Below are 21,660 nucleotides of genomic sequence, written 5' to 3'. Positions count from 1 at the left end.
AAGCAAGGTGAAGACAGAGCTAGCCTTAGTGCTGTTAGCCAAAGCTCCTCGGCTCAACCGGGGGAGGACCAATGGTAGCACCAAATAAGAGAGAAGAATCGAGTTGTCCTTGGGTTCAGTTGTGTTGTAGAAGCGCCAAAAGAGAGGTGAAAAGATGAATGAATTATTATGAAGCGTTCGGAGGTGTGCTATTGCATTGCTCATGGATTTGAACCTACCTTCCAAGCTAGATCTTTGGCGGCATCGTCAATCTCACTGTGAATCACACCGTTCCTGAAGGAGACGGGTGTACTTGAAAATCCCGAGAATTCGAGAGGTGGATCAGAAGTGAATTTGTCATAAAAATTCTGTGAGTCCACGATGCTGTTAGTGGAGTTGCGGTGGGCGATTCGACGTTTCTTCACAAACTGCTCGACCAGCTCCTGAGCATAAATGGCCGTCCTTGTGCTGGAAATCTCGTAGGTTGCAAACTCTTCATTGATCGTGTCCATCGCGGAGAGGTAATCTCTGATCGCTTCCACTATTGCCTCATCGTGGTCGATTTCGCGAATCTTCTCCACAAATCGATGGTTGTAATATGTGGAGGCGCTTGGAAGGTGGGGTTTATTGGTAGTTGTGACTTTTTGGGGGAAGGTTCTTGTGTGGCGGCAGTAAAGGGAGGTCAGCTCCGCGCACTTGTTGTTGAACCGCTCGCAAGAGATCTCCCAGTTGTTTGAGATGGTTGAAGGGTTTATGAGGAACCCGATCAAAGCATCGAGGTAATCGGAACGCTTGGGAGCCATTACGTGCCGGATGTGCTCATTTTTGATTTTCTCGTAGAGCTCCGGTAGCGATTGTGAAGTCGCCTCGATGGAAAAGCGTTCGACTATTTCACGCAACCGCATGGAATTGGCGGGGTCGAGCACCGCCTGTTGGAGCTTCGTAACCGAGAGTCTCTTGTCCTCCTGAGTAGCGGCCTTTTTGGCTGCCTTCTTCGAGCTTTTCTTGGCTTTTCTTTCGGCAGCCTTTGCTACGGATTTGGCTCCGATCTTGTGGAGGAGCTGTAGGCGCAAACCGGTATCTAAATCTTCCCATTTTCGAATTTCAGAGCGAGGCCCAAACTCTTGCGTAGTAAGTAGTATAAGAGACCTATAATGAGATGGATTGAATTCAGCTCGACTCCAATTGTGGAGGGTTTTCCAGAAATTGATATGGCCGTCGGTGAGCGGTTCCGCGACATGCTTGGCTTCAATCTGTGTCGATCCAGAAATTGTCACGTCTCCGAATTTCTCGAAATACAGCGTTTCGTTGGGCTTCAGCTCAAAGCACTTCAAGGCTGACACTCCCACTTGGTAAACTGTGCCTTTCGCGCTCGCGGTAGCATCATGAGAAAGCTTCTGCGAAGACTCGCTGGAGCATGTCCCGGTTAGAGCAGGGGTTAAGTCAGGTCCCTCCATTTCTGCTTGAGAAAGGTCCCGATATGCTCGTAGAGAGTCAAGCTTTACGCATTTTGTTGAAAACAGGAGAAATGGTAGAGCCCCATCGCCTTATTGGGAAGCGAGAGAGCAGTTCTGGGGCCTCCTCACCCCACCCGCATCCACACATCGCAAACCTGCCCGCGGATGTACTTGAGCGCGGGGTGGGGGCAGCGTTCGAAGAGCCAGACGGGCTGGGCGGGATCGAAGTTGTCGACGTCGAAGGTATCCTCGCGGCCGGGTTGGCAGCGCTGGATCTCGCGGCGGCCCACCAGGCGGTGATGTAGGCGGGGTATTCCCAATCGCCGACGCGGCAGCGCGCGCGGCTGCCGGCGCAACGCGGCGGGGCGGGTTGCTCCTTCCCGGGCGGGGACGATACCGATCCCGGGGCGCTGGCGCTGGCCCTTGCGATTGTTGCGGCGGCGGGTGCCGATGCCTGGGCTGTGGCTGGCGCTCGTGTTGCTGGTGGCACTGGTGTAGATACTGATCCTTCAGCGAGGCAGGCTGGCGTCGTCGTCATCGTCTTGTTCTTGTTGGGTCTTGGCGCTGGCAAGGACGGTCAGGGGAATGATGTTGCTGGGCGGCGGCATCGGCAGGACCGAGCCGGGGCGGGGGAAGCGGGGATTCGGGCCGCGATACCAAGGCGCCACGGGCTGCGGCGGCAGGTCCTCGCGGGCGGTCTTGAACTTCTCGCGGCGGTAGTGCTTCCAGGGGATCTCCAGGTCGTCGTCGTGTATTATGTTCAAAAGAACACTTCACGACGGCGGATGTCAAGAGGGGTAGGGCAGGCAAGCTGGCCGACATTTCGCGGCACGGCACATTCTCCGCCTCTTTCCCGGCATGGTCCGCTTTGGGGTTGAATTGTCCGCCGGGCTTGGGCTCTTCTTGCGCCGAGTACCAATCAAGGACCCGAACCAACCACCAATCCACCAACCTACCTCCGATCATCATGGGTGCATGGAATGCCACAAGTTTCGGGAATGACGCCGCCTGCGACTGGCTCGGCGACTTGGAAGGCTACGAAGACCTTTCCTTCGTCCAGGAAGCGCTGCAGGCCGTGCTGAGCGCGGGCGACGACTACATCGAGTGCGACACCGCCTGTGAGGCGATCGCCGCCGCGGAAGTCGTCGCGGCCCTGCGGGGTTACCCGGCATCCTCCGGTGCGGACGATATCAACGAGTGGGTGGGTTCCAACGAGCTGGAGGCATCAGACAACTTGGTCCGCAAGGCGCTCGACGCGCTCGACCGCATCCAGCGCGAGCCCTCAGAGCTCCCGGAGCTCTGGGAAGACGATCCGGATTGGCAGGCCGCGATGGCGGACCTGCGCAAGCGGCTGAAGATGGGTTGAAGATGGGCTGAGGTCCGGCGCCAAGTGCGGATCTTAATCCTCGGGTCCTTGGATGCTTCCTGCCGGACCTTCACGATCTCCTCCTGGTTGATTTCTCTGCCGCTTGCGATCTCCTTCGATCCGGCAAGGTGCCAGTCGCTGTGGCATTCACCTCCTTGCTCGTAGTCCTCGCAATACACCTCGAAGGTGGCCGAGCCGAGTGACACGAGAATGGAATCGCGTCCCTTGCCCCTGAACTCAAGGTCGCCGATCCTTTCCCATAGCAGGGAGCGAATGATCTTCGTGAGCAAACTCATCGTCTAGCGGTCCTTCATCAATTCGGACAAGTCGGCCCCGCCCTCGCCGGGATCGCGATTCGGATTCCCTTTGTGCCCATATTGATAGACACACCGGGCCACCCAATCCCGGCACCACGGCAGGAACCTATAGGTGGGACCATCCGGCGCAAGGTGGGGATAGAAGCCTTCGTCGATATTGATTCGGTCGTCCACCCAGATCTCGCCGGCGAAGGGCCCAGTGATAACGAGGCGTAACCAGGTTCCGCAACCCTCGTCACAGATGATGATCGAACCCGGTGCATGTCGCGGGCTGAAGCGGTCCTCGGCATCCTCGCAGTCTTCGTCCTTCAAATAGCGCAGGCCCGGAAAGGGGAGCGAGAGGCCGACGTCATCCTTCAGGCACTCCTCATGGCCGGAGTCGCTGAAGTGCTGATTGAGTTCGTAGACTCCTCCGAAGCCGCCATTGCCCACCTGCAGGAGGAATTCCCGGTATTCCTCCGGGAGTCGGCACGAGTGCTTCTCCTCGAATGCTGCAACCTCTTCCGGCGTCAGCACAGGGTCGTAGGAATACTCCTTCTCCCACAGCGGCCGGAACTCCCGGATCCGCGCCAGCCCCGCGTTGATCTGCCGGAGTGAGTCATTCAGCGAAAGCATGACTGGCAGTCCACCCGTAGGAGTGCCACAGTCAACCCTGTCCTTCATTTCAAACCGCATTCTTCCGCCGATGAATGATCTGCCGCTTCTGGAGCCCGTCGTGGAGTTCTTCCGCGGGGTCTCGCAGACCTCGATCGCCCTCGCGATCCGCTACAGCCTCTTCGCGGGGATCGCCTGGTTGCTGGCCTATGTGATCTTCTACCGCCGCTGGAAGCACCGCAAGGTGGTGCAGAAGCTTCCCGCGGCCTCGGAGATCCGGCGCGAGATGCTCTACTCCGCTTGCTCGGTCTTGATCTTCGCGGCAATCGGGGTGCTGACCTACACCCTGGCGAAAGACGGTTGGACGCGGATGTATCGCCACACGGATGAGTATCCGATGCTGTGGTTCTGGCTCAGCATCATCTGCGCGATCTTCATCCACGATACTTGGTTCTACTGGACGCATCGCCTGATGCATCACCGCAAGCTCTTCCGCTTCTTCCACCGCACGCACCACCTCTCGCACAATCCCAGTCCATGGGCCGCCTATGCCTTCGATCCTGCGGAGGCGGTGGTGCAGGCACTGATCTTCCCGCTGGTGCTGATGATCATCCCCATGCACGTCGCGGCCTTCGGCCTGTTCATGGCTTGGCAGATTACCTTCAATATCATCGGCCATACCGGCTTCGAGATCTACCCGAAGTGGATGATGGATTCGTGGCTCGGCAAGTTCCTGAACACGCCGACGAACCACGCGATGCACCACGAGAAGCTGCGAGGGAACTACGGCCTCTACTTCAACTTCTGGGACCGCATCATGAAGACCAATCACGCGGAGTATGAGAAGCGCTTCCGCGAGGTGACCAGCCGGCCGAGGGAGCAAGCCTAGGGCTACGAGTGGTGGCCCCCTTTGCTGCATAGCCGCTTTCGGAGTGCGGCGGGAATCGCCGCTTTATGGGTGAATGTGCCCGGATGTCAGCGTTGAAGTTCTAGGTGAGTCCACCCCTCACGGGCCGTCCGAGTGGGTTGGGCTCACCTAGAACTTGTCTGGCCTTGATCGGGGCGAGCGCACCCTCAAAGCGACGATCCTCGCGCGCACTCCGAAAGATCCTGCGGCTCAAACGGGATCATCACTCGGGATGCCACACGACCGCCCTCGACACTCGCACCGTCCTTCTCCTCAATTTCCCCATGCTGCGGCCGCTCCGATCCCTCCTCACGATTCTCGCCCTGAGCTTCCCGCTCCACGGAGAGATCACTCCGGCCGATATCCACTTCACCCGCCAGGCCAGCAAGCGGATGGTCTTCGATCGCGAGCAGGCACTGCCTCTGGCTGCCCTCGATCCCGCCTCAATTGTGGATCTCCCGGTGATGCATCCCATCAAGCGCAGGGCGGGAAATGCCGAGTTCACGCTCAAGGATGGCAAGCTCATGATCCGCGGTGCTGGTGTCTCGGATACCTCGCTCTGGTTCTCCGGCTTCAATCCCTTCGCCACCTACGAGCTGGAACTGAGCGCCTGGGATGGTGGCAGCGCGGGACTGGAGTTCGTGCATGAGGCGGGCGAGCGTCTGCGTGTTGAGCTTGTTTTCGGCAAGGGCACGATCACCGGCCTGCGTTGGGGGATGGACAAGGAAGGCAAGCAACTCTTCTCCGGCGAAGCTGCTAAATTCAGCCCGATCCCTGCGGATCATCCCGTTTCGCTCGTCGTGCAGATGTGTGCCGTGGGCTTCAATGTCTACCTGCGCGACCGCGGCGAGATCCGCCTGATGGGCCGAGCCGATATCGTCCAGCACCTCGACATTCGCCGCCAGGAGGTCTTCCGCAAGATGTCCACCTGGGTTCGCGCCGCGGGTCAGGATGGTGTGTATGCCGTGGTCGATCGCGCCAGCGCCGCACTCACGCCCGGCATCGGCCAAGCCGACATCCGCGCGATCACGAATGAAGAGGGGACTCCTCTGTTAGACGATGGCCGTCTCTGGTTCACGGCCACCACGCGCGGCGGTGGCTTGCCGAATCCCGCACAAGGTGTCTTCAGTATGAACCCCGGCATCTTCGATCCGCGCTTCGAAGGCATGATAGTCTTCGACCGTGGCGATGGTTTGCTTCGGAATGAGCTCGCCTCGCATCTCTTCTTCGACCGCCCCAGCGGCGAGTGGCGCGGGTGGACCGTTGCCTTCTCCGCTTTCGGCGATCCCGCCAAGCGTGAGAAGAAGGAGATCCTCGCGGTGCGCTCGACCAAGGATCCGCGCCGTGGTTTTTCGATCATGAATTCCAAGCCGATGGAATTGGTCGGCGACTACGAGGATCCGCACGGCATCTTCGACAAGGCCAGCGGCAAGTGGCGGATGCTGCTCTGCCAAAACGTCAATGGCTACAAGGCCGCCGTCTTCGAGTCCGCGCGCTGGGATGGCGGCTTCCAGCGCATCGCCGGCCCGGCGGACTCGGATAGCACCGGCACTACGATCCAGAAGGTTGGGGGGGGTGAACTACGCGCTCTTCGGCAGCGCCGACCGCAGCCTCCACGTCTGTTCCTTCCCCGAGCTCAAGCCCATCGGCAAGCTTGACCTCGATCTCCCGCCTTGGGGTGAGAATGGCAACGGCCGCATCTGGCCGAACCTGATCCCACTGCCCGAAGGCAATCCCGCGCCCTACCTGCTGCTCACCTTCGACCGCGCGAACTTCCCCGGCATGCAAGGCCCGAACTGGACCTACGGTGCCTTGTATCTCTATTACGGGTATCCGGCTCAGGGCCAGTGACCCCGATTCAGGGAATTGCAGTTCGGTTAGAAGACAACTTCTGGCAGGGTGATGATGTCCCCGTCACAGAGCTTGTAGGCCTTCCACTCGGGATCCTTCACTCTTACCACCCGGGTCTTCGGGTCGGTGACAAGCCGAACCTTGGTGAGCTTCCCGGCCCGGTTCAATACAAGGCTGAAAGGCGGATGAGGAATGTGAGGTGCCAGTCCTCCGCCCTTGCCACTCCATCCTCCAGCCATCGCGAACGCAGCTTCGATAGTGGGATCCGCGGAGACATCGTGTGTGCCCGCCTTCGTGATCTGTCCGAGCATGGTGACCCGGATGGGGGCCCTGGCGACAGGTGGCGCAGGTGTAGCAGGTTCGGAGTTGCTCGGCTTCTCTCGGCATGAGCCTACGGCCAGAACTGCGAGGCAAACCGCTAGAAATGGTCTCACGAGAGAGGGCATTACTCACTATTCTCATATCTCGAAGCTCTCGCCAAGCACCGCGACATCGATCGCCCCGTCGTGCTCGCTCGCCAATGCCGCCCGTAGCGCATTCGCGCGCTCCGGTTCACCGTGCACCAGCCAGACCTGCTTCTTCGGTCCGGTGATCTTGTGGAACCAGTCCAATAGCTCCGAATGGTCCGCGTGCCCTGAGAAGGAATCGATCGCCTCGATGTGGGCCCGCACCTTCACCGGCTTGCCGAAGATGTTCACCACCGGCTTGCCGTCGCGGATCGCGCGGCCCAGCGTGTTATCCGCGCAGTAGCCCACGAAGAGCACCGTGTTCCGCGGATCATCCAGACCGTTCTTGAGGTGGTGGCGGATGCGTCCCGCCTCGCACATTCCGGACGCGGAGATGATGATGCATGGCCCTTCCACCTCATTGAGCTTCTTCGAATCGTCCACCGCCCGGATCAGGTGCAGGTCCGGGAACTGGAAGGGATCGCTCTCTTCGAAGAGGAACTTGTAAACCGTCTCGTTGAAGCACTCGGGGTGGATGCGGAAGATCTCGGTGGCATTCACCGCCAGCGGGCTGTCCACATATACCGGCACCGGACGCAGCTTCCCTGCGCGGTAAAGCTGGTGGATGATATAGAGTAGCGCCTGCGTGCGCTCGACCGCGAAGGCCGGGATCATCACCTTGCCGCGGCGGGCGAGGGCGGCGTTCAACATCTCGCCGAATTCATCCGCGGCACCCGTGGGCAGTTCGTGCTCACGGCCGCCATAGGTGCTCTCCATCAGCACGAAGTCCACATCCCGCACCACCGCCGGATCGCGCAGGATCTCATTGCCGCCGCGCCCGATGTCGCCGGAGAAGAGGAAGCGTTTCTTTTTTCCGCCATCCTCCTTGTCCACGATTTCTAACAGCACCTGCGCCGCCCCAAGGATGTGCCCGGCATCGTAGAAAGTCACCGTCACCCCATCGGCCACCGGCATCGGGCGCTCGTAATTCAGCGTCACGAATTGGCGCAGGCAGCGCTCGGCGTCTTCGCGCACGTAGAGTGGCTTCACCGGTGGCAGACCGTCCTTGGCTCGGTCGCGATTCAGATATTCGGTATCCTGCTCCTGGATGTGCGCGCTGTCCGCCAGCATGATCTGGCACAGGTCCCGCGTCGCGAAGGTGGTGTAGATGTTCCCGTTGAAACCCTGCTTGCAGAGATTCGGCAGGTTCCCGCTATGGTCGATGTGGGCGTGCGAGAGAATCACCACGTCGATCTCCTTCGGGTCGAAGTGCGGGAAGCAACAGTTCACCTGGTAGCTCTCCTCGCGATGGCCTTGGTACAGACCGCAATCGAGCAGGATGCGGGTGCCATTGATCTCCAGCAGATGCTGGGAGCCGGTGGTGGTGCCGGCGGCACCGCAGAATTTGAGTTTCATGGATTGGAGAAGCGGACTCTGGTCTCCCTGAGCATAGCCTTTGAATTCCGAAGAAAAGGCAAAAGTGGAATGGGAAATTCCAGATGCACAGGCAAAGCTCCCCACTTTGGGGGCATCCCGTGCTTCGCGCCTTGCGAGAACTATGCATTTGGATAGGTAAGGTTTCCTGCGGATCTGAACGTAAACCCGATGATGCGGAAATCGCCTTGCCTCCTGCTACTCTTGCTCACTCCCCTGCACGCGCAAGAACGGCTGTCATACAACAGGGATATACGCCCTGTTCTTTCGAAGAATTGTTTCGCCTGCCACGGGCCGGACGAGCACGCGCGTGAGGCCGAGCTGCGGCTGGATTCAGCGGATGCTGCACTCAAGGGCGGCGAGTCGGAGAAGCCGGCCATCTCTCCCGGAAAGCCGGAGGAATCCCTGCTGGTCTCGCGCATCTTCCACAGTAGCGCGAAGAAGGTGATGCCGCCGCCGGATAGCCACCGCCAGCTCACCGCCGCTGAGAAGGATCTGCTCAAGCGCTGGATCACGGAGGGCGCCGTTTACGAAGGTCACTGGGCCTTCCAGGCGCCGGTGAAGCCTGCCTTGCCGCAGGGCAGCGACCTCAATCCGATTGACCGCTTCGTCGCCGCCACTCTCGCGAAGGACGGCTTGGCCTTCTCGCCCGAGGCCGACCGCGCAACTCTCTTGCGCCGCGTCAGCTTCGACCTCACCGGGCTACCGCCCACACCGGAAGAGATCGCCAGCTTCGAGCAAGACCGCGAGCCCGGTGCCTACGAACGCCAGGTCGAGCGCCTACTGGCATCACCGCGCTTCGGCGAACAGCAGGCTGCCGCGTGGCTCGATGCCTCGCGCTACGCCGATACCAACGGCTACTCGATCGATGGCGGCCGCAACCAGTGGCTGTGGCGCGACTGGGTGATCAAGGCCTTCAACGACAACAAGCCTTACGACGCCTTCCTAACGGAACAACTTGCGGGAGACCTCTTGCCGAATGCCACCGAGCAACAGCAAGTCGCCAGCGGCTTCAACCGCAACAACGCGAACACCCATGAGGGCGGCACCATCGCCGAGGAAAACCTGGTCAACTATGTGGCCGACCGGGTGAAGACCACTTCGGAGGTCTTCATGGGCCTCACCATGGCCTGCGCGCAGTGCCACGACCACAAGTTCGATCCGGTCTCGCAGCGCGACTACTACCGCTTCTTCGCCTTCTTCAATACGGTGGGTGATGCGCCGCATGATGGCGACGGTGGCAACAACTCCCGCCCCTCGATCATGGCTCACAGTTGCCTCGCCAATGAGACCGAGGCGAACGGCATCAGAGCCGAGCTGCAGCAGGCCAAGGCCCAGCTCGCACAACCTGATCCCGCCGGCCTCGCCGCATGGGAGAAGGGCGAGCGCGAGGACCAGGCCAAGGCTGGCAAGGACTTCAAGCTCACGCCTCTGATTGCGGAATCCGCGACATCTCCCAACGGCGATCCGGAGCGCATCAAGATCGAGGATGATGGCTCGGTCTCGATTCGCGGCGGTGACTACGCAGCCTACAATGTGATGTGCCGCCTGCCGCAGAATGGCCAGGCGGTGAAGGGAATCCGCGTCGAATTCCTGCCGACCGAGGCAGCCAAGGGCAAGCTCGGCTTCGCCGGTGTCGGAGGGCTTGAGCAGAACCTGGTGATGAGCACCATCACCACCTCCGCGAGTTCCTTCCCGGCGCTCAATGTTGATCTGAACAACAGCCTGCCGATGGCGCGGATCTCTGCCAGTGCCTCGCAGGAGGGTTATGGACCGGAGCGTCTGCGTGACACCACCCCGACCAACGGCTGGGCCCCACCTACTGGTTCGACGACTCCGCAGTATCTAACCGTCACTTTCGGCCGCCCGGTCGATCCCGGCAGCACGCCCTACTTGACCACCGAGCTGATGTTCAATTTCGGCGGCAGTGCCTCACCCGCACGCTTCCGTATTTATGCCTTCGGTGGCGCGGACGACGCTTCGCCGCACCCCGCAGATGTTACCGCCGCCTTGGCAATGGACGCCGCCCAGCGCAGCCCCGAGCAGCAGGCTCGGCTTGAAGCTTACTTCCGCACGATGGCTGCGCCCACCGCAGCGCTGCGCTATCGCATCGCCAATCTCGAAGAGCGCCTGTCGGTTCTCACGCAGGAGCACTCGGTGATGGTGATGAACACTGCGCCCAAGCCGCGCGTGACCCACATCCTCGAACGCGGGGTCTATTCCTCGCCGAAGGACGAGGTGAAGCCCGGCACCCCAGGATCGCTGCCTACCCCGCCCGAGCCTGCCGATCGCGAGTTGACCCGGCTCGATCTCGCCAAGTGGCTGACCCGGCCCGATCATCCGCTGACCTCGCGCGTGGAGGTGAACCGCGTCTGGTCCGCCTTCTTCGGCAAAGGGCTCGCGTCCTCGCCCGCAGACTTCGGCATGCAGTCGACCTTGCCGACTCACCCCGAACTTCTCGACTGGCTGGCCACCGACTTCATGGCGAATGGCTGGGACGTGAAAGCGCTCATCCGCAACATCGTCAGCTCACGCACCTATCGGCAGACAGCGGTGGCCTCGCCGGAACTCCAGAAGCGCGACCCGCGCAATGATCTCTTGGCACGTGGCCCACGCTTCCGCCTCAGTGCCGAGCAGATCCGCGATCAGGCGCTCTTCACCTCCGGCCTGATGGTCGAGCGCCTTGGCGGCCCCAGTGTGAAGCCCTACCAACCCGGCGACCTCTGGCGCCAGATTTCGCACTATGGCTCCAGCCCTGCGACCTCGCAGACCTTCGTCCAGGACCACGGCGAGAAACTCTACCGCCGCTCGCTCTACACCTACTGGAAGCGCACGCTGCCGCCGGTGAGCCTCGCCGTCTTCGATGCGCCGAACCGCGAGATCTGCTCCATTGGCCGTGCCTCCACCAACACACCGCTGCAGGCCTTGGTCACGCTCAACGACCCTCAGTACGTGGAAGCCAGCCGCGCCTTTGCCGAGCGCTTGGCCAAGCTGGGCAACAACGATGACAGCAAGCTCGCCGAGTGCTTTCTCCGTATGACCGGCCGTGCGCCCGTGGAGCAAGAGCTCGTCGTACTGCGTGGCACCTTGAAGCGTGAGCGTGAGCGCTTCCGCGCCGATCCCGCCGCTGCCAGCGCCTTGCTCGCCACCGGTGAATCGCCGCGCGATCCCGCGCTCGATCCCATCGAGCACGCCGCCTGGACCCAGACCTGCTCGCTCCTTCTTAATCTTTCCGAAGCCCTGACCCGCCCCTAATCGCCATGAACGCACCACTCTTGTTAGATCGACGCGCCTTTCTCGGTCGCTCCGCATGTGGCATCGGCGGCATTGCCCTGCACTCGCTGCTCGCGGAAGGCATGGCGATGGCCGCGCGCGGTGAGGAAGTCCGCCCGGAGATGTTCCAGCCCATCGCCCCGAAGGCGAAGCGGGTGATCTTCCTGTTCCAGTCCGGCGGGCCCTCGCACATGGACCTCTTCGACGGCAAGGACAGCCTCGACAAGCTCCACGGCAGCAACCTCCCGGATTCGGTGCGCGCCGGGCAGCGCGTCACGGGGATGACCTCCGGTCAGTCCAGCTTCCCGGTGCTCAAGCCGATCTCTCCCGGCAAGCGCTGCGGTCCCTCCGGCGTGTGGATCTCCGATCTGCTGCCATGGACCCAGAAGATCGCCGGCGAGATCTGTGTGATGCGCTCGATGCACACCGAGGCGATCAACCACGACCCCGCGATTACCTTGGCCAATACCGGCTCGATGCAGCTGGGACATGCCTCCGCCGGTGCCTGGGTCAGCTACGGTCTCGGCAGCGAGAACAAGAACTTCCCGGCCTTCATGGTCCTGATCTCGCAGGGTACCGGCAAGAACCCGGACCAGCCGATCTTCTCGCGCCTCTGGGGCAGCGGCTATCTGCCATCCCAGCACCAGGGCGTGATCCTCGGGGCAGGGAAGGAGCCCGTGCTCTATCTCGACAATCCCGATGGGGTGACCCGCGAGCAACGCCGCGCCACCCTCGACGACCTTGCCGTGCTTAATACGCGCTTCGGCGAGCAAGCCGCGGACACTGAGACCATGGCGCGCATCCAGCAATACGAGATGGCCTTCCGCATGCAGGCCTCCGTGCCCGAGCTCACCGATCTCAGCGGCGAGTCGCAGGAGACCCTCGATCTCTACGGGCCCGAAGTCCGCAAGCCCGGCACCTACGCCGCGAACTGCCTCTTGGCTCGACGCCTCGCCGAGCGCGGCGTCCGCTTCATCCAGCTCTTCCATCGCGGCTGGGACCAGCACGTCGCCATCACCCGGCAGCTCCCGAACCAGTGCCGTGACACGGATCAGCCTTCCGCAGCGCTCGTCATGGATCTCAAGCGTCGTGGTCTGTTAGAAGACACCTTGGTGATCTGGGGTGGGGAGTTCGGCCGCACCGTCTATTCGCAAGGTCAGCTCGGCAGCGCCTCTTCCGGCCGCGACCACCATGGTCGCTGCTTCTCGCTTTGGATGGCGGGTGCCGGTGTGAAGGCCGGCTACGCCCACGGTGAGACCGATGACTTCTGCTGGAACATCACCAAGGACCCGGTCCACCTCCGCGACCTCCACGCGACGATGCTGGAGCGCTTGGGAATTGATCACAACAAGCTGGTGTTCCCGTATCGCGGGCTGGATCAGAAGCTCACGGGTGTGGAGCCCGCCAAGGTCGTTACGGAAGTCCTCACCTGAGGCCCACTGGGGCGTCGGCTTTAGCCGGCCTGAAAGCTGATCGAGCGGTCTGATGGGTGACGCGCCACTCGTGCCGGCTAAAGCCGGCACACCCAGTGGCACCCAGTGATCGCGGCCCTCACAGCACCTTCTCGAACACCTTTGAGTCCCGTCCGCTATCTTCGAGCTGCTTCCGCCGCGACTCCGGCAGCGCGGAAGGATCTCGTAACGTGAAGTGCACGCGATCCTGGAAGAAGTCGGCGGCTCGGTTGGTCAGGGCGAAGACTCGCGGGATCTTCCTGCCGCTTGCGACCTTCTCGGCGTAGTTCACCAGGTCCACGCCATAGCCGCGGCCCTCGTGGTTCATCTTCACATACAGGCAGGCCACCTCCGCGGTGTGATCCGCAGGATACTCGTGCAGCGCCACGCAGCCGACGACGTTATCGTCGATGGTCATCACGTGGTAGTCGCCGATCTTGTCGAAGATGTCCTCATAGGTACGGGCCAGCAGCTTAGTGCGCCGCACCGACCTGCCGATCATGCCTAACAGCTCAGGGATGTCCTCCTCGCGCAGCGGACGGATGTCGCGATAGCTGTCGGCGTGGACCATGGTGCCCACGCCTTCGTTCGAGAACAACTCATCGACTAGCACGCCCTGCCGGCGCCCGTTCAGCACATGCACACGGGGCACCCCGCGTCGGCAAGCTTCCGCCGCCGCCAGCAGCAGGTGATCATTCGTCACCGTGCCGGACTTCGCCAGCACCTCCGCTTCCGAGGCTCGCACCGCTGGCACTGGTTCGCCGTCGATCAGGATCGCTTCTTCTAACAAGGTGATCAATTTCACCGCGCCGATGCCCAGGGTGAAATCCACGACCTTGGGATCGAGCGGATCCTGGAAGGATGCGTCCGCCACCACGGTTTGTCCGCGGGCGAGGATCGCCTTCGCTTCCTCCACCGCGCCGGGCTCGCCCAGCGGCTTGCTCAGGCGCGCGGACATGATCTCGCACTCCAGGGTCCAGTCGTAGAGATCCTTGAGGTCACCGCCCAGCACGCCAAGGATCAGCTTCACGCCCACATCTTCCATCGCTGCCAGATCGAGCAAGGTCTCCGCAATCGCCGGTTCCGGCAGCAAGCCCGCCTCGATGAGCACGACAAAGATCTTCCCGCGGAAGCGCGGAACGTATTCGAGAACTGCCCTGACGTCACCCTGATCGGCCACGCCGGATTTCTAGCAAAGCTGGGCCCGCGTGCAATCGCAGGTATTGCGATCAGGGATCCGGCCGCTCCATGCTCGAACCGGGCTCGTGCCGGCGAATCGAGATGATACCGGCAAAGTTCAGCGCCAGGGATAAGATCAGGGCTGCGACTCCAGGACTCAGCGGATATTGGGACCATGCGAGAGCTGCAAACATGGAGAGCAGCACGGAGCCCAGCCCAAGTCCGCCGACAAGTGCTGCGGTCCACCACAACAGGCGTGATGATCGAAGCAGGGGGACAAGGAATGGCCCACCGACAATCAGCAGCACTCCAGTGAGCAGCCCCATAGTCGGGAGCAAGTTGCCGCTCTGACGCCAATTACTCGGTGATAAAACCGTGGGCCAGATTTTCCAGCCAACCTCGAACTGTGGCGACCGAGGGTCCCACGGAAGGAGGTTGAATGCCGCAAATACCACGATGGAAGCGACCAACAATCCCAAGGAAGTGCGGTTCGTTCGTTGGACCTTCTCCTCAATCATGGCATGGTTCGAGTTCGGGCCGCTGCTCCCGACGCACGAATAGAAAGCCGAGGAAGTTCAGCACCAAGGCGCCCAAACAGCAGTAAGTTCCTGGGCCTGGCACCGAGATCTCCGGATCCACCGGCGTCGCCAGCGTGACCCCGCCGAGGCTCAGCAGGACCAGCCCGGAAACCAAGACCCCCAGCCACCACAACGGCCGGGACTTCCGGAAGACTGGCACGAGGAAGGGCGATGTCACCGCCAACAAGGCGGAACAAACAAACGAGGGCAGCACCAATGTCTCGGGCATCTCTCCAAGATCAGGAGACTTGCAGAATTCCCACATCGCTTCCCAAACCTCCCAACCGCGGGGCTCGGCTCCTCCCGCAATTGCGGGGTCCACATAGTAGTCCACCACCAGCAGGTGGAAGGCGACGAAAGCTAACAGCCCCAGCACGAAGACGATCACCGCCGTGCGGTTCATCCAGCGTGCGTAGCCTGCTGAAGCCATCGCTCCACGCAACCCGGGAACGCGCCCCGAGGCAAGCCCCGGCTTACTGCAGCAGCATCCGCACCGGCTCCGGCCAGACACCGAGCACGATCACTGCCACCGTCAGGCCCACCACGCAGTAGCGGGTGATCTCCGGCAGCACCAGCGGCTTGGCCTCGGCCTTCGGCGCTTCCCACCAGATGGCGCGGATGATCTTGAAGTAGTAGTAGAAGCCCGCAGCGGCACCCACGAAGCCGAGGATCACCGCCCACCACAGCTTGGCATCAACCGCCAACTTGAAGACGAAGAGCTTGCCGAGGAAGCCCGCGGTCAGTGGCACACCGGCCAGCGCCGCCATGATCACTGTTAGCCCGAGTGCCAAGGTAGGGTTGCGCTTGCCGAGGCCGTTGAAGGCATCGATTTCCTCGCTGCCGTCCTGGATCCGGACTTGGGCGAGAATGAAGAAGCTAGCCAGCGTCATCAGCAGGTAGGTGGCCAAGTAGAAGGACACCGTCTCCGCCGAGCTCAGGTCAGTGGGGGTCTTGTCCTTCCATGCTGCCAGTGCCAGCACCAGGAAGCCCGCATGGGCGATCGAGGAGTAGGCCAGAAGGCGCTTGAAGTTCGTCTGCCCGATCGCCGCCAAGTTGCCGAAGAGCAGCGTCGCACCTGCCATGATCGCCAGCATCAGCGCCACGTGCTGCGCCACCGGCGAGCCGGGCTGCATGAAGGGCGTGATGAAACGGATCAGCAGGATGAAGCCCGCTGCCTTGGAGCCTACCGAGAGGAAGGCCGTCGTCGGGGTCGGGGCACCTTGATAAACGTCAGGGATCCAGACCTGCATCGGAACGGCGCCGATCTTGAAGCCCAGCGCGATCAGGATCAGAGCGATGCCGAAGAGCAGGGATGGCTGGGCGACCGGAGCCAACTGCGCCCAAGCCTCAACCACCACCGTGGAATCCAGCGGGCTGCGCGGTGTCATCAAACGCTCGGCGAGCGCTGCCAGATTCATCGTGCCCGTCGAACCGTAGATCCAAGCAATACCGTAGACCAAGAAACCGGTGCTCAGCGCGCCGAGGATCAGGTACTTCACACCCGCTTCCAGCGAGCCGACGTTCCGGCGCAGGTAAGAGACCAGAATATAGAAAGTGATGGTCACCAGCTCCAGCGCCACGAAGGCACCGGCCAGATCCTTGGCCGAAGCCATCCACATCATGCCCGCGCAGGCGAAGACCGGCAGCGCGTAGTATTCACCGGTGCCTTTCTCGGTGCCGGGCTCATCGGTGAAGCGCGACAGGATCGAGCGGAAATCCACCGACATCAAAACCACCAGGATCGTGCAGACCAGAGCGAAGCCCTTGTAGAAACGTGCCAACCCATCGTACTGGTAGAATCGCGACAGCTCCAACTTGGCATCCGGTGCGGTAGCAAAGAACGAGAAAATCAGGATCAATGCGAGTCCGGCGGCTGCAGAAATGCCGATGAACTTCTTCGAGGCAGACGACACGAAAGCCTCCAGCATCAGCAGGACGATGCCGAGTGCGACGGTCAGGGCTTCGAGGTAATAAGCGGGCATGGTCGGGAAAGGGAAATATGTCCTACGGGTCCTATAAGACCTATTTCAGAGACAGGAGGTTCAGCAGCAGGTTCGGGTAGAGACCCACCGCCAGCAGTGCGATCGCCAGGATCAGTGCCGGAATACGATCGGCGAGGGTCAGGTCCGCCGAATCGGTGGTGGCCTTCACTTGGGGACCCTGGAAGATATTCCGGTAGGCGCGCAGCATGTAGATCGCACTGATCACCACACCCCAGATGGCCAGGATACAGGCGATCTGGACCGGGCCAAGGCCCTTGCTCGGATCGTAGTTCTGGAAGGAAGACAGGAAGACCAGCACTTCACCCGCGAAGTTCGCGAGGCCCGGCAGGCCGATCGAAGCCATGCCGACCATGCCGAACATGAAGGCTAGGCCCGGCGCAGACTTCGCCAGCCCGCCCAGATCCGTCAGCTCCAGTGTGCCGGTGCTGCGCTCGATCTTGTCGGCCAGACCGAAGAGCATCGCGATCGAGATCCCGTGGCCGAACATCAGTAGCACTGCCGCCGGTTGGCCGAGGGTGTTGGTGAAGCCGGTCGCCGTGTGGCTTGCCGCCAGCGCCGCGATCGCCAGGAAGATGTAACCCATGTGCATCACGGACGAGTTGCCGAGCATCAGGTCCAAGCGCTTCTGGTTGATGGTCACCAGGCCGACCCAGAGGATGTTGCCGAGCAAGAGCACCAGCAGCGGCGTCAGCCATGCCTGCATGCCCTCCGGCACCAGTGGGATCGCGATGCGCAGCAGGCCGTAGAGACCGAACTTCTTCAGCACGCCGGCGTGCAGCATCGAGGTCGGTGCCGGCGCGCTCGCATAGGCCGGGGCGGCCCAAGAGTGGAAGGGGAAGAGCGAAACCAACACGCCGAAGCCCACCAGCAGCAGGGCGGCGATGCCCTTTTGCGAAGCCGCATCGATCGGGTGATCCTTCACGAAGTCGACCATCTTCGGGATATCGAAGGTGCCAGTGATGCTGGCGAGCCAGACCAAGCCGGCCAGTAGGATGATCGAGCCGAGCCCGAGGTAGATCGTGATCTTCCAAGCGGCTTCCTTGCGGTCACCGCGACCGAGGATGCCGATCATCAGGAAAGTCGGAATCAGAGCCAGCTCGTGGAAGGCGTAGAAGAAGAACAGGTCGGTCGCCGCGAACGCGCCGATCGCGCCGGCCGAGATCAGCAGGGAGGACCCGTAGTAGAGGGTTTCCTTGCCTTCAGGCGCCTTGCCAGAGAGCAGGGCTGCCAGCGTCACAATCACCGAGAGCAGCACCATGATGGCGCTCATCCCGTCCGTCATCGCGAGCGAGAGATGCAGCGCGGGCTTGGCCAGCACCGGCAGCGAGATGCCCCAGATCTTGGCATTGAAGGAGAATGCGGCCCAGACGCCGAGTGCGAGGTTCGCCCAACCGGCGGCCACCGCGGTCTTGCGGGCAGGCGCGCCGCAGAGGATCGCAAGGAAAGCGGCGAGGGGAATGAGGACTAGCAGGAGTAACATGGAAAAGGGAGTGCTAGTTCGATGCTTAGAACGCGGTGAAGTAGATGACGAGGATCACGCCGAGGCCGAAGACAAAGGCGTATCCTTGGAGGTTGCCCGACTGAACCCGGCGGAACAGTCCGCCGCAGCCTTCGGCAAGGCGGCTCGCACCGCCGACGATCAGGCCGTTGATCAGGAACTCGTCGAAGAAGTGGACGATCGCCGCGAAGCCGTTCTGGAAGTAACGGACGATCACATTGTCGTAGAGATCGTCGATCTTGAAACGGTCGCGGAAGAAGGGGATCGAGACCGGATCCTTCTCCTTGCCGTTGTAGAGGAGGAAGCCGGGGATTGCGCCGAGCGCCAAGGCACCCACGGAGACCCAGAAGATGGGATTCACTTCAAACTCGCCGGCACCGTGTGGTGTGGCAGGTGCGAGGCCATGGGCGAGCTTGAACCCGCCGACCACGGCAAGGACGGCCAAAACGACGAGCGGCACAAACATCAGCGGGCCCACCTCATGCGCGTGGCTGGCATCGTCGGAGCGGTGCTTGCCAAGGAAAGCGACCACGAAGAGCCGGGTCATGTAGAAGGAGGTGAGAACGGCTACACCCGCGGCGATCCAGAAGAAGGCCATGTTGTGATGCTCGTCCCCGTATTCATGGGCGGCGTGCAGGATCATCTCCTTGGAGAAGAAACCAGCCGTGCCAGGAACCGCGATCAGGGCCAGGAAGCCGACCAAGAAGGTGAAGCCGGTGATCGGCATCTTCTTCAGCAGTCCGCCCATCTTCCAGATGTCCTGCTCGTGGTGGCAGGCGTAGATCACGGCACCAGAGCCAAGGAAGAGCAGCGCCTTGAACCAAGCGTGTGTGAAGAGGTGGAACATCCCGGCATCGCCATGGCGCAGGCCGACGGCCATCACCATGTAGCCGAGTTGCGAGAGCGTGGAGTAAGCGAGGATCCGCTTGATATCGTCCTGCTGCGTCGCCATCAGCGCCGCGCAGAGCGAGGTGATCGCACCGATCCAAGCGATCGTGTCACCGGCAAAGTTGTCGAAGGCTTCCGCTCCAATCGAGCTCTGCACGCGGAAGAGCATATAAACGCCCGCAGCCACCATGGTCGCGGCGTGGATCAGCGCGGACACCGGGGTCGGGCCTTCCATTGCGTCTGGCAGCCAGACGTGCAGCGGCATTTGGGCGGACTTGCCAACTGCGCCGCAGAAGACACAGAGCAGGCAGGCTCCCAACACACCGGTGGACACGTGCTCCAAGCCACCGCCAGCGCTCCAAGACTTCATACCGTCAAAGCTCAAGCTGCCGGTGATGCCCCACAGCATCAGGATCCCGATCATGAAACCGAAGTCGCCGATACGGTTGGTGATGAAAGCCTTCTTCGCGGCGTCGGCCGCGGAATCCTTCTGATACCAGTGGCCGATCAGCAGATAGGAGCTGAGGCCGACCAGCTCCCAGAAGATGAAGGTCATGATGAAATTCGAGGCCAGCACGATGCCGGTCATCGAAAACATGAAGAGCGAGAGGCCGGTGAAGAAGCGTGCCTTCGCAGCATCGTCCTTCATGTAAGCCAGCGAGAACACATGCACCAGCAGGCCCACTCCCGTGACCACCACCATCATGCCGGTGGAGAGCTGATCCAGCTTGTAGCCGATCTGAAGCTTGAACTCACCGATTGTGGCCCAGTCGACCGAATCAGTCGCCTCCTTGCCAAGCAGCATCAGCGCGATCACTAAAGTCACCGCCACCGAGGCAACGGAAACCAGCGAAGCGATGTAAGCATTCCGCTTCAGGTAGAGCTGGTTCGCCGCCGCGGCGATCAGGGGAAGGAACAGGAGGACCCAAGCCATGGTTGATAGAAAATTTCCGATTGTAGGTTGCCCGCGCTCAGGCTCAGCCGCGCATGCTCGTCAGGTCCTCGGTATTGATCGTCTGCCGCGCCCGGTAGAGCGCCACGATGATCGCGAGTCCCACTGCCACCTCGGCGGCGGCCACGGTGATCACGAAGAACACCATCATCTGCCCGTGGTAGTCCGGCAGGCCGTTGCTGCCGTTGAAGCGTGAGAACGCCACCAGGGTCAGGTTTGCCGCGCTGAGCATCAGCTCCAGGCACATGAAGACCACGATGATATTCCGCCGCAGGATCACGCCGGACAGGCCGATCGCGAAAAGCAGGCCGGAAACCAGAAGGTAGGAGTGAAGGGTGGCCATGGGATTAGGCTTCTTGGCGCTTGGAAAGAACGACGACCCCGATGGTCGCGACGAGCAGCAGCACGCCGACGATCTGGAGCGGCAGGTTGTAGCCCTTGAAGAGGATGTCACCGATCAGGTTCACGTCGGGAAGGTGACCCTCAGCCAGCTTGGTTGAGATCCCGGGGCTCGATTGCGCATGGGCAGCCGAGGCAGCGGCGAGATCCAGCGGCTTCCAATCCGCGTTCGGCGTCTTCGAAAGGACGCCGATGAGCTGGATGGTGAAACCGAGCACGATCCCAAGACCACCGAGCAGCGGCGCCAGCTTCGGCGCGCGCTTCTCCTCGATCTTCAGGTCGAGGAGCATGATGATGAAGATGAACAGCACCATGATCGCCCCCGCGTAGACCAGGATCTGGATGATCCCGACGAAGAAGGCATTCAGGCCGATGAACAGGCCGGAGAGGCCGACGAAAGACGCCACCATCGACAGCGCCGAGGCCACCGGGTTGCGCAGCGCTACCACCGCCACGCCGCCGAACAGCATGACCAGAGCGAAAAACCAGAAAAGGGGAAGAGGCATGGCAGGTTGTTACTTCAGCTCGTTCCACTTGTTGACGAGACCTTCGCGGACGCCGCCGATCTCGTAGAGTTTCTCCTTGTTGTGCACCATGTCGGCCCGCTTGAGGCCGGTGATGGCGTAATCCTTGCGCAGGAAGATGGCCTGCTCGGGGCAGACTTCCTCGCACATGCCGCAGTAGATGCAGCGGATCATGTCGATATCGAACTCCAGCGGCCGCTTCTCGACCTTGGCCCAAGCATCGTCCGAGGGGATTTCACTCGGCGTGATCTTGATCGCCTTCGGCGGGCAGATGAATTCGCAAAGCTGGCAGGACACGCAGCGCTCGCGGCCCTGTTCATCAGTCACCAGTGCGGGCGCGCCGCGGTAGTGATCTGGCAGGTGTTCGTCCCACTTCTGCTCGGGATACTGCATCGTCACGCCGAGGCCGGAGGACGCGAGGTCTCCGGCACCGCGGGACTTGCCGCGCAGCGAATCGAAGGCGTGCTTCATCGTGATGACGAAGCCCTTGAGGATCGCTCCGAGGTAGATCTTCTCCCCGGCGGCGAGCTTCGGACGTGTGACTTTGACGACGGCCATTTGGAG

General features: G+C 61.6%; 21 protein-coding genes. 6 read left to right on the top strand and 15 right to left on the bottom strand.

What is annotated here, in order from left to right; translation table 11 throughout:
* Positions 1–200: 200 nt before the first annotated feature.
* The 3 genes from BV071_RS02205 to BV071_RS02195 form a co-directional block, all read right to left on the bottom strand.
* On the bottom strand, positions 201–1,436 hold the full coding sequence (locus BV071_RS02205) for a hypothetical protein (RefSeq protein ID WP_265593968.1): 1,236 nt from the start codon (positions 1,434–1,436) through the stop codon (positions 201–203).
* A 125-nt stretch (positions 1,437–1,561) separates the two neighbouring features.
* Complete coding sequence (locus tag BV071_RS35085) at positions 1,562–1,726, bottom strand: hypothetical protein (RefSeq protein ID WP_265593967.1); 165 nt, start codon at positions 1,724–1,726, stop codon at positions 1,562–1,564.
* 219 nt (positions 1,727–1,945) lie between these two features.
* The gene (locus BV071_RS02195; protein WP_035601400.1) at positions 1,946–2,200 is read right to left on the bottom strand and encodes a hypothetical protein; all 255 of its coding nucleotides are present in this window, start codon (positions 2,198–2,200) and stop codon (positions 1,946–1,948) included.
* A 203-nt stretch (positions 2,201–2,403) separates the two neighbouring features.
* Between BV071_RS02195 and BV071_RS02190 the strand changes: the two genes are divergently transcribed.
* A complete protein-coding gene (locus BV071_RS02190; RefSeq protein ID WP_035601398.1) occupies positions 2,404–2,802 on the top strand; it encodes a DUF4259 domain-containing protein in 399 nt (132 codons plus the stop codon).
* A gap of 299 nt (positions 2,803–3,101) precedes the next feature.
* Here BV071_RS02190 and BV071_RS32345 read toward each other — a convergent pair whose 3' ends face one another.
* Positions 3,102–3,782: an SMI1/KNR4 family protein gene (locus BV071_RS32345; protein WP_265593966.1), complete on the bottom strand. Its 681-nt coding sequence runs from the start codon at positions 3,780–3,782 to the stop codon at positions 3,102–3,104.
* A 22-nt stretch (positions 3,783–3,804) separates the two neighbouring features.
* Here BV071_RS32345 and BV071_RS02180 point away from each other — a divergent pair, with 22 nt between their 5' ends.
* From BV071_RS02180 to BV071_RS02170, 3 genes are all read left to right on the top strand, one after another.
* Positions 3,805–4,602 (top strand): sterol desaturase family protein, encoded by a 798-nt coding sequence (locus BV071_RS02180; RefSeq protein WP_265593965.1) that lies wholly within the window; start codon positions 3,805–3,807, stop codon positions 4,600–4,602.
* Positions 4,603–4,904: 302 nt separating this feature from the next.
* Positions 4,905–6,278, top strand: a complete 1,374-nt coding sequence (locus BV071_RS02175; protein ID WP_035601396.1) for a hypothetical protein — start codon at positions 4,905–4,907, stop codon at positions 6,276–6,278.
* Positions 6,196–6,471 carry a hypothetical protein gene (locus BV071_RS02170; protein ID WP_035601394.1) on the top strand — a complete coding sequence of 92 codons (276 nt, stop codon included), beginning with the start codon at positions 6,196–6,198 and terminating at the stop codon, positions 6,469–6,471. The genes BV071_RS02175 and BV071_RS02170 overlap by 83 nt, the downstream gene beginning before the upstream one ends.
* A 26-nt stretch (positions 6,472–6,497) precedes the next feature.
* Here the strand turns inward: BV071_RS02170 and BV071_RS02165 are convergent, their stop codons facing one another.
* Both BV071_RS02165 and BV071_RS02160 read right to left on the bottom strand, forming a co-directional pair.
* Positions 6,498–6,782, bottom strand: a complete 285-nt coding sequence (locus BV071_RS02165; protein WP_035601392.1) for a hypothetical protein — start codon at positions 6,780–6,782, stop codon at positions 6,498–6,500.
* Positions 6,783–6,929: 147 nt separating this feature from the next.
* Positions 6,930–8,333: an MBL fold metallo-hydrolase gene (locus BV071_RS02160; protein WP_035601390.1), complete on the bottom strand. Its 1,404-nt coding sequence runs from the start codon at positions 8,331–8,333 to the stop codon at positions 6,930–6,932.
* A 189-nt stretch (positions 8,334–8,522) separates the two neighbouring features.
* On the opposite strand from BV071_RS02160, the gene BV071_RS02155 reads away from it, so the two are divergent.
* Together BV071_RS02155 and BV071_RS02150 are read left to right on the top strand one after the other, a co-directional pair.
* Positions 8,523–11,606 (top strand): PSD1 and planctomycete cytochrome C domain-containing protein, encoded by a 3,084-nt coding sequence (locus BV071_RS02155; RefSeq protein ID WP_035601388.1) that lies wholly within the window; start codon positions 8,523–8,525, stop codon positions 11,604–11,606.
* Positions 11,607–11,611: 5 nt separating this feature from the next.
* Positions 11,612–13,057, top strand: a complete 1,446-nt coding sequence (locus BV071_RS02150; protein WP_035601386.1) for a DUF1501 domain-containing protein — start codon at positions 11,612–11,614, stop codon at positions 13,055–13,057.
* 118 nt (positions 13,058–13,175) lie between these two features.
* Here BV071_RS02150 and BV071_RS32340 read toward each other — a convergent pair whose 3' ends face one another.
* The 9 genes from BV071_RS32340 to BV071_RS02105 form a co-directional block, all read right to left on the bottom strand.
* Positions 13,176–14,255: a GNAT family N-acetyltransferase gene (locus tag BV071_RS32340; RefSeq protein ID WP_052572768.1), complete on the bottom strand. Its 1,080-nt coding sequence runs from the start codon at positions 14,253–14,255 to the stop codon at positions 13,176–13,178.
* Between the two features lie 49 nt (positions 14,256–14,304).
* Complete coding sequence (locus BV071_RS02140) at positions 14,305–14,772, bottom strand: hypothetical protein (protein WP_035601384.1); 468 nt, start codon at positions 14,770–14,772, stop codon at positions 14,305–14,307.
* Positions 14,765–15,235, bottom strand: a complete 471-nt coding sequence (locus tag BV071_RS02135) for a hypothetical protein (protein ID WP_265593964.1) — start codon at positions 15,233–15,235, stop codon at positions 14,765–14,767. Before BV071_RS02135 ends, BV071_RS02140 begins: the two co-directional genes overlap by 8 nt.
* 70 nt (positions 15,236–15,305) lie before the next feature.
* Positions 15,306–16,814, bottom strand: coding sequence for an NADH-quinone oxidoreductase subunit N (locus BV071_RS02130; protein ID WP_035601380.1), 1,509 nt, complete (start codon positions 16,812–16,814; stop codon positions 15,306–15,308).
* Between the two features lie 40 nt (positions 16,815–16,854).
* Positions 16,855–18,315 (bottom strand): NADH-quinone oxidoreductase subunit M, encoded by a 1,461-nt coding sequence (locus BV071_RS02125; protein ID WP_035601378.1) that lies wholly within the window; start codon positions 18,313–18,315, stop codon positions 16,855–16,857.
* A 25-nt stretch (positions 18,316–18,340) separates the two neighbouring features.
* Positions 18,341–20,155, bottom strand: a complete 1,815-nt coding sequence (gene nuoL / locus BV071_RS02120) for an NADH-quinone oxidoreductase subunit L (protein ID WP_035601376.1) — start codon at positions 20,153–20,155, stop codon at positions 18,341–18,343.
* 43 nt (positions 20,156–20,198) lie between these two features.
* Positions 20,199–20,516: an NADH-quinone oxidoreductase subunit NuoK gene (nuoK, locus tag BV071_RS02115; protein ID WP_035601373.1), complete on the bottom strand. Its 318-nt coding sequence runs from the start codon at positions 20,514–20,516 to the stop codon at positions 20,199–20,201.
* Between the two features lie 4 nt (positions 20,517–20,520).
* The gene (locus tag BV071_RS02110) at positions 20,521–21,078 is read right to left on the bottom strand and encodes an NADH-quinone oxidoreductase subunit J (protein ID WP_035601371.1); all 558 of its coding nucleotides are present in this window, start codon (positions 21,076–21,078) and stop codon (positions 20,521–20,523) included.
* A 9-nt stretch (positions 21,079–21,087) separates the two neighbouring features.
* Positions 21,088–21,654, bottom strand: a complete 567-nt coding sequence (locus BV071_RS02105; protein ID WP_035601370.1) for an NADH-quinone oxidoreductase subunit I — start codon at positions 21,652–21,654, stop codon at positions 21,088–21,090.
* Positions 21,655–21,660 lie beyond the last annotated feature (6 nt).

Origin of the sequence: Haloferula sp. BvORR071 (assembly GCF_000739615.1) — a bacterium.
Classification (GTDB): Bacteria; Verrucomicrobiota; Verrucomicrobiia; order Verrucomicrobiales; family Akkermansiaceae; genus Haloferula.
This window is presented reverse-complemented; position numbering and strand designations above follow the sequence as displayed.

What these genes read in the sequence shown, in the direction of transcription:
- BV071_RS02150 (WP_035601386.1), top strand. Translation starts at nt 11,612, where the DNA reads ATGAACGCACCACTCTTGTTAGATCGACGCGCCTTTCTCGGTCGCTCC.
- BV071_RS32345 (WP_265593966.1), bottom strand. Translation starts at nt 3,782, where the DNA reads ATGAAGGACAGGGTTGACTGTGGCACTCCTACGGGTGGACTGCCAGTC.
- BV071_RS02175 (WP_035601396.1), top strand. Translation starts at nt 4,905, where the DNA reads ATGCTGCGGCCGCTCCGATCCCTCCTCACGATTCTCGCCCTGAGCTTC.
- BV071_RS02125 (WP_035601378.1), bottom strand. Translation starts at nt 18,315, where the DNA reads ATGTTACTCCTGCTAGTCCTCATTCCCCTCGCCGCTTTCCTTGCGATC.
- BV071_RS02140 (WP_035601384.1), bottom strand. Translation starts at nt 14,772, where the DNA reads ATGATTGAGGAGAAGGTCCAACGAACGAACCGCACTTCCTTGGGATTG.
- BV071_RS02155 (WP_035601388.1), top strand. Translation starts at nt 8,523, where the DNA reads ATGATGCGGAAATCGCCTTGCCTCCTGCTACTCTTGCTCACTCCCCTG.
- BV071_RS02190 (WP_035601398.1), top strand. Translation starts at nt 2,404, where the DNA reads ATGGGTGCATGGAATGCCACAAGTTTCGGGAATGACGCCGCCTGCGAC.
- BV071_RS02165 (WP_035601392.1), bottom strand. Translation starts at nt 6,782, where the DNA reads ATGCTCGGACAGATCACGAAGGCGGGCACACACGATGTCTCCGCGGAT.
- BV071_RS02160 (WP_035601390.1), bottom strand. Translation starts at nt 8,333, where the DNA reads ATGAAACTCAAATTCTGCGGTGCCGCCGGCACCACCACCGGCTCCCAG.
- nuoL (WP_035601376.1), bottom strand. Translation starts at nt 20,155, where the DNA reads ATGGCTTGGGTCCTCCTGTTCCTTCCCCTGATCGCCGCGGCGGCGAAC.
- BV071_RS02105 (WP_035601370.1), bottom strand. Translation starts at nt 21,654, where the DNA reads ATGGCCGTCGTCAAAGTCACACGTCCGAAGCTCGCCGCCGGGGAGAAG.
- BV071_RS02135 (WP_265593964.1), bottom strand. Translation starts at nt 15,235, where the DNA reads ATGAACCGCACGGCGGTGATCGTCTTCGTGCTGGGGCTGTTAGCTTTC.
- BV071_RS02130 (WP_035601380.1), bottom strand. Translation starts at nt 16,814, where the DNA reads ATGCCCGCTTATTACCTCGAAGCCCTGACCGTCGCACTCGGCATCGTC.
- BV071_RS02110 (WP_035601371.1), bottom strand. Translation starts at nt 21,078, where the DNA reads ATGCCTCTTCCCCTTTTCTGGTTTTTCGCTCTGGTCATGCTGTTCGGC.
- BV071_RS02180 (WP_265593965.1), top strand. Translation starts at nt 3,805, where the DNA reads ATGAATGATCTGCCGCTTCTGGAGCCCGTCGTGGAGTTCTTCCGCGGG.
- nuoK (WP_035601373.1), bottom strand. Translation starts at nt 20,516, where the DNA reads ATGGCCACCCTTCACTCCTACCTTCTGGTTTCCGGCCTGCTTTTCGCG.
- BV071_RS02205 (WP_265593968.1), bottom strand. Translation starts at nt 1,436, where the DNA reads ATGGAGGGACCTGACTTAACCCCTGCTCTAACCGGGACATGCTCCAGC.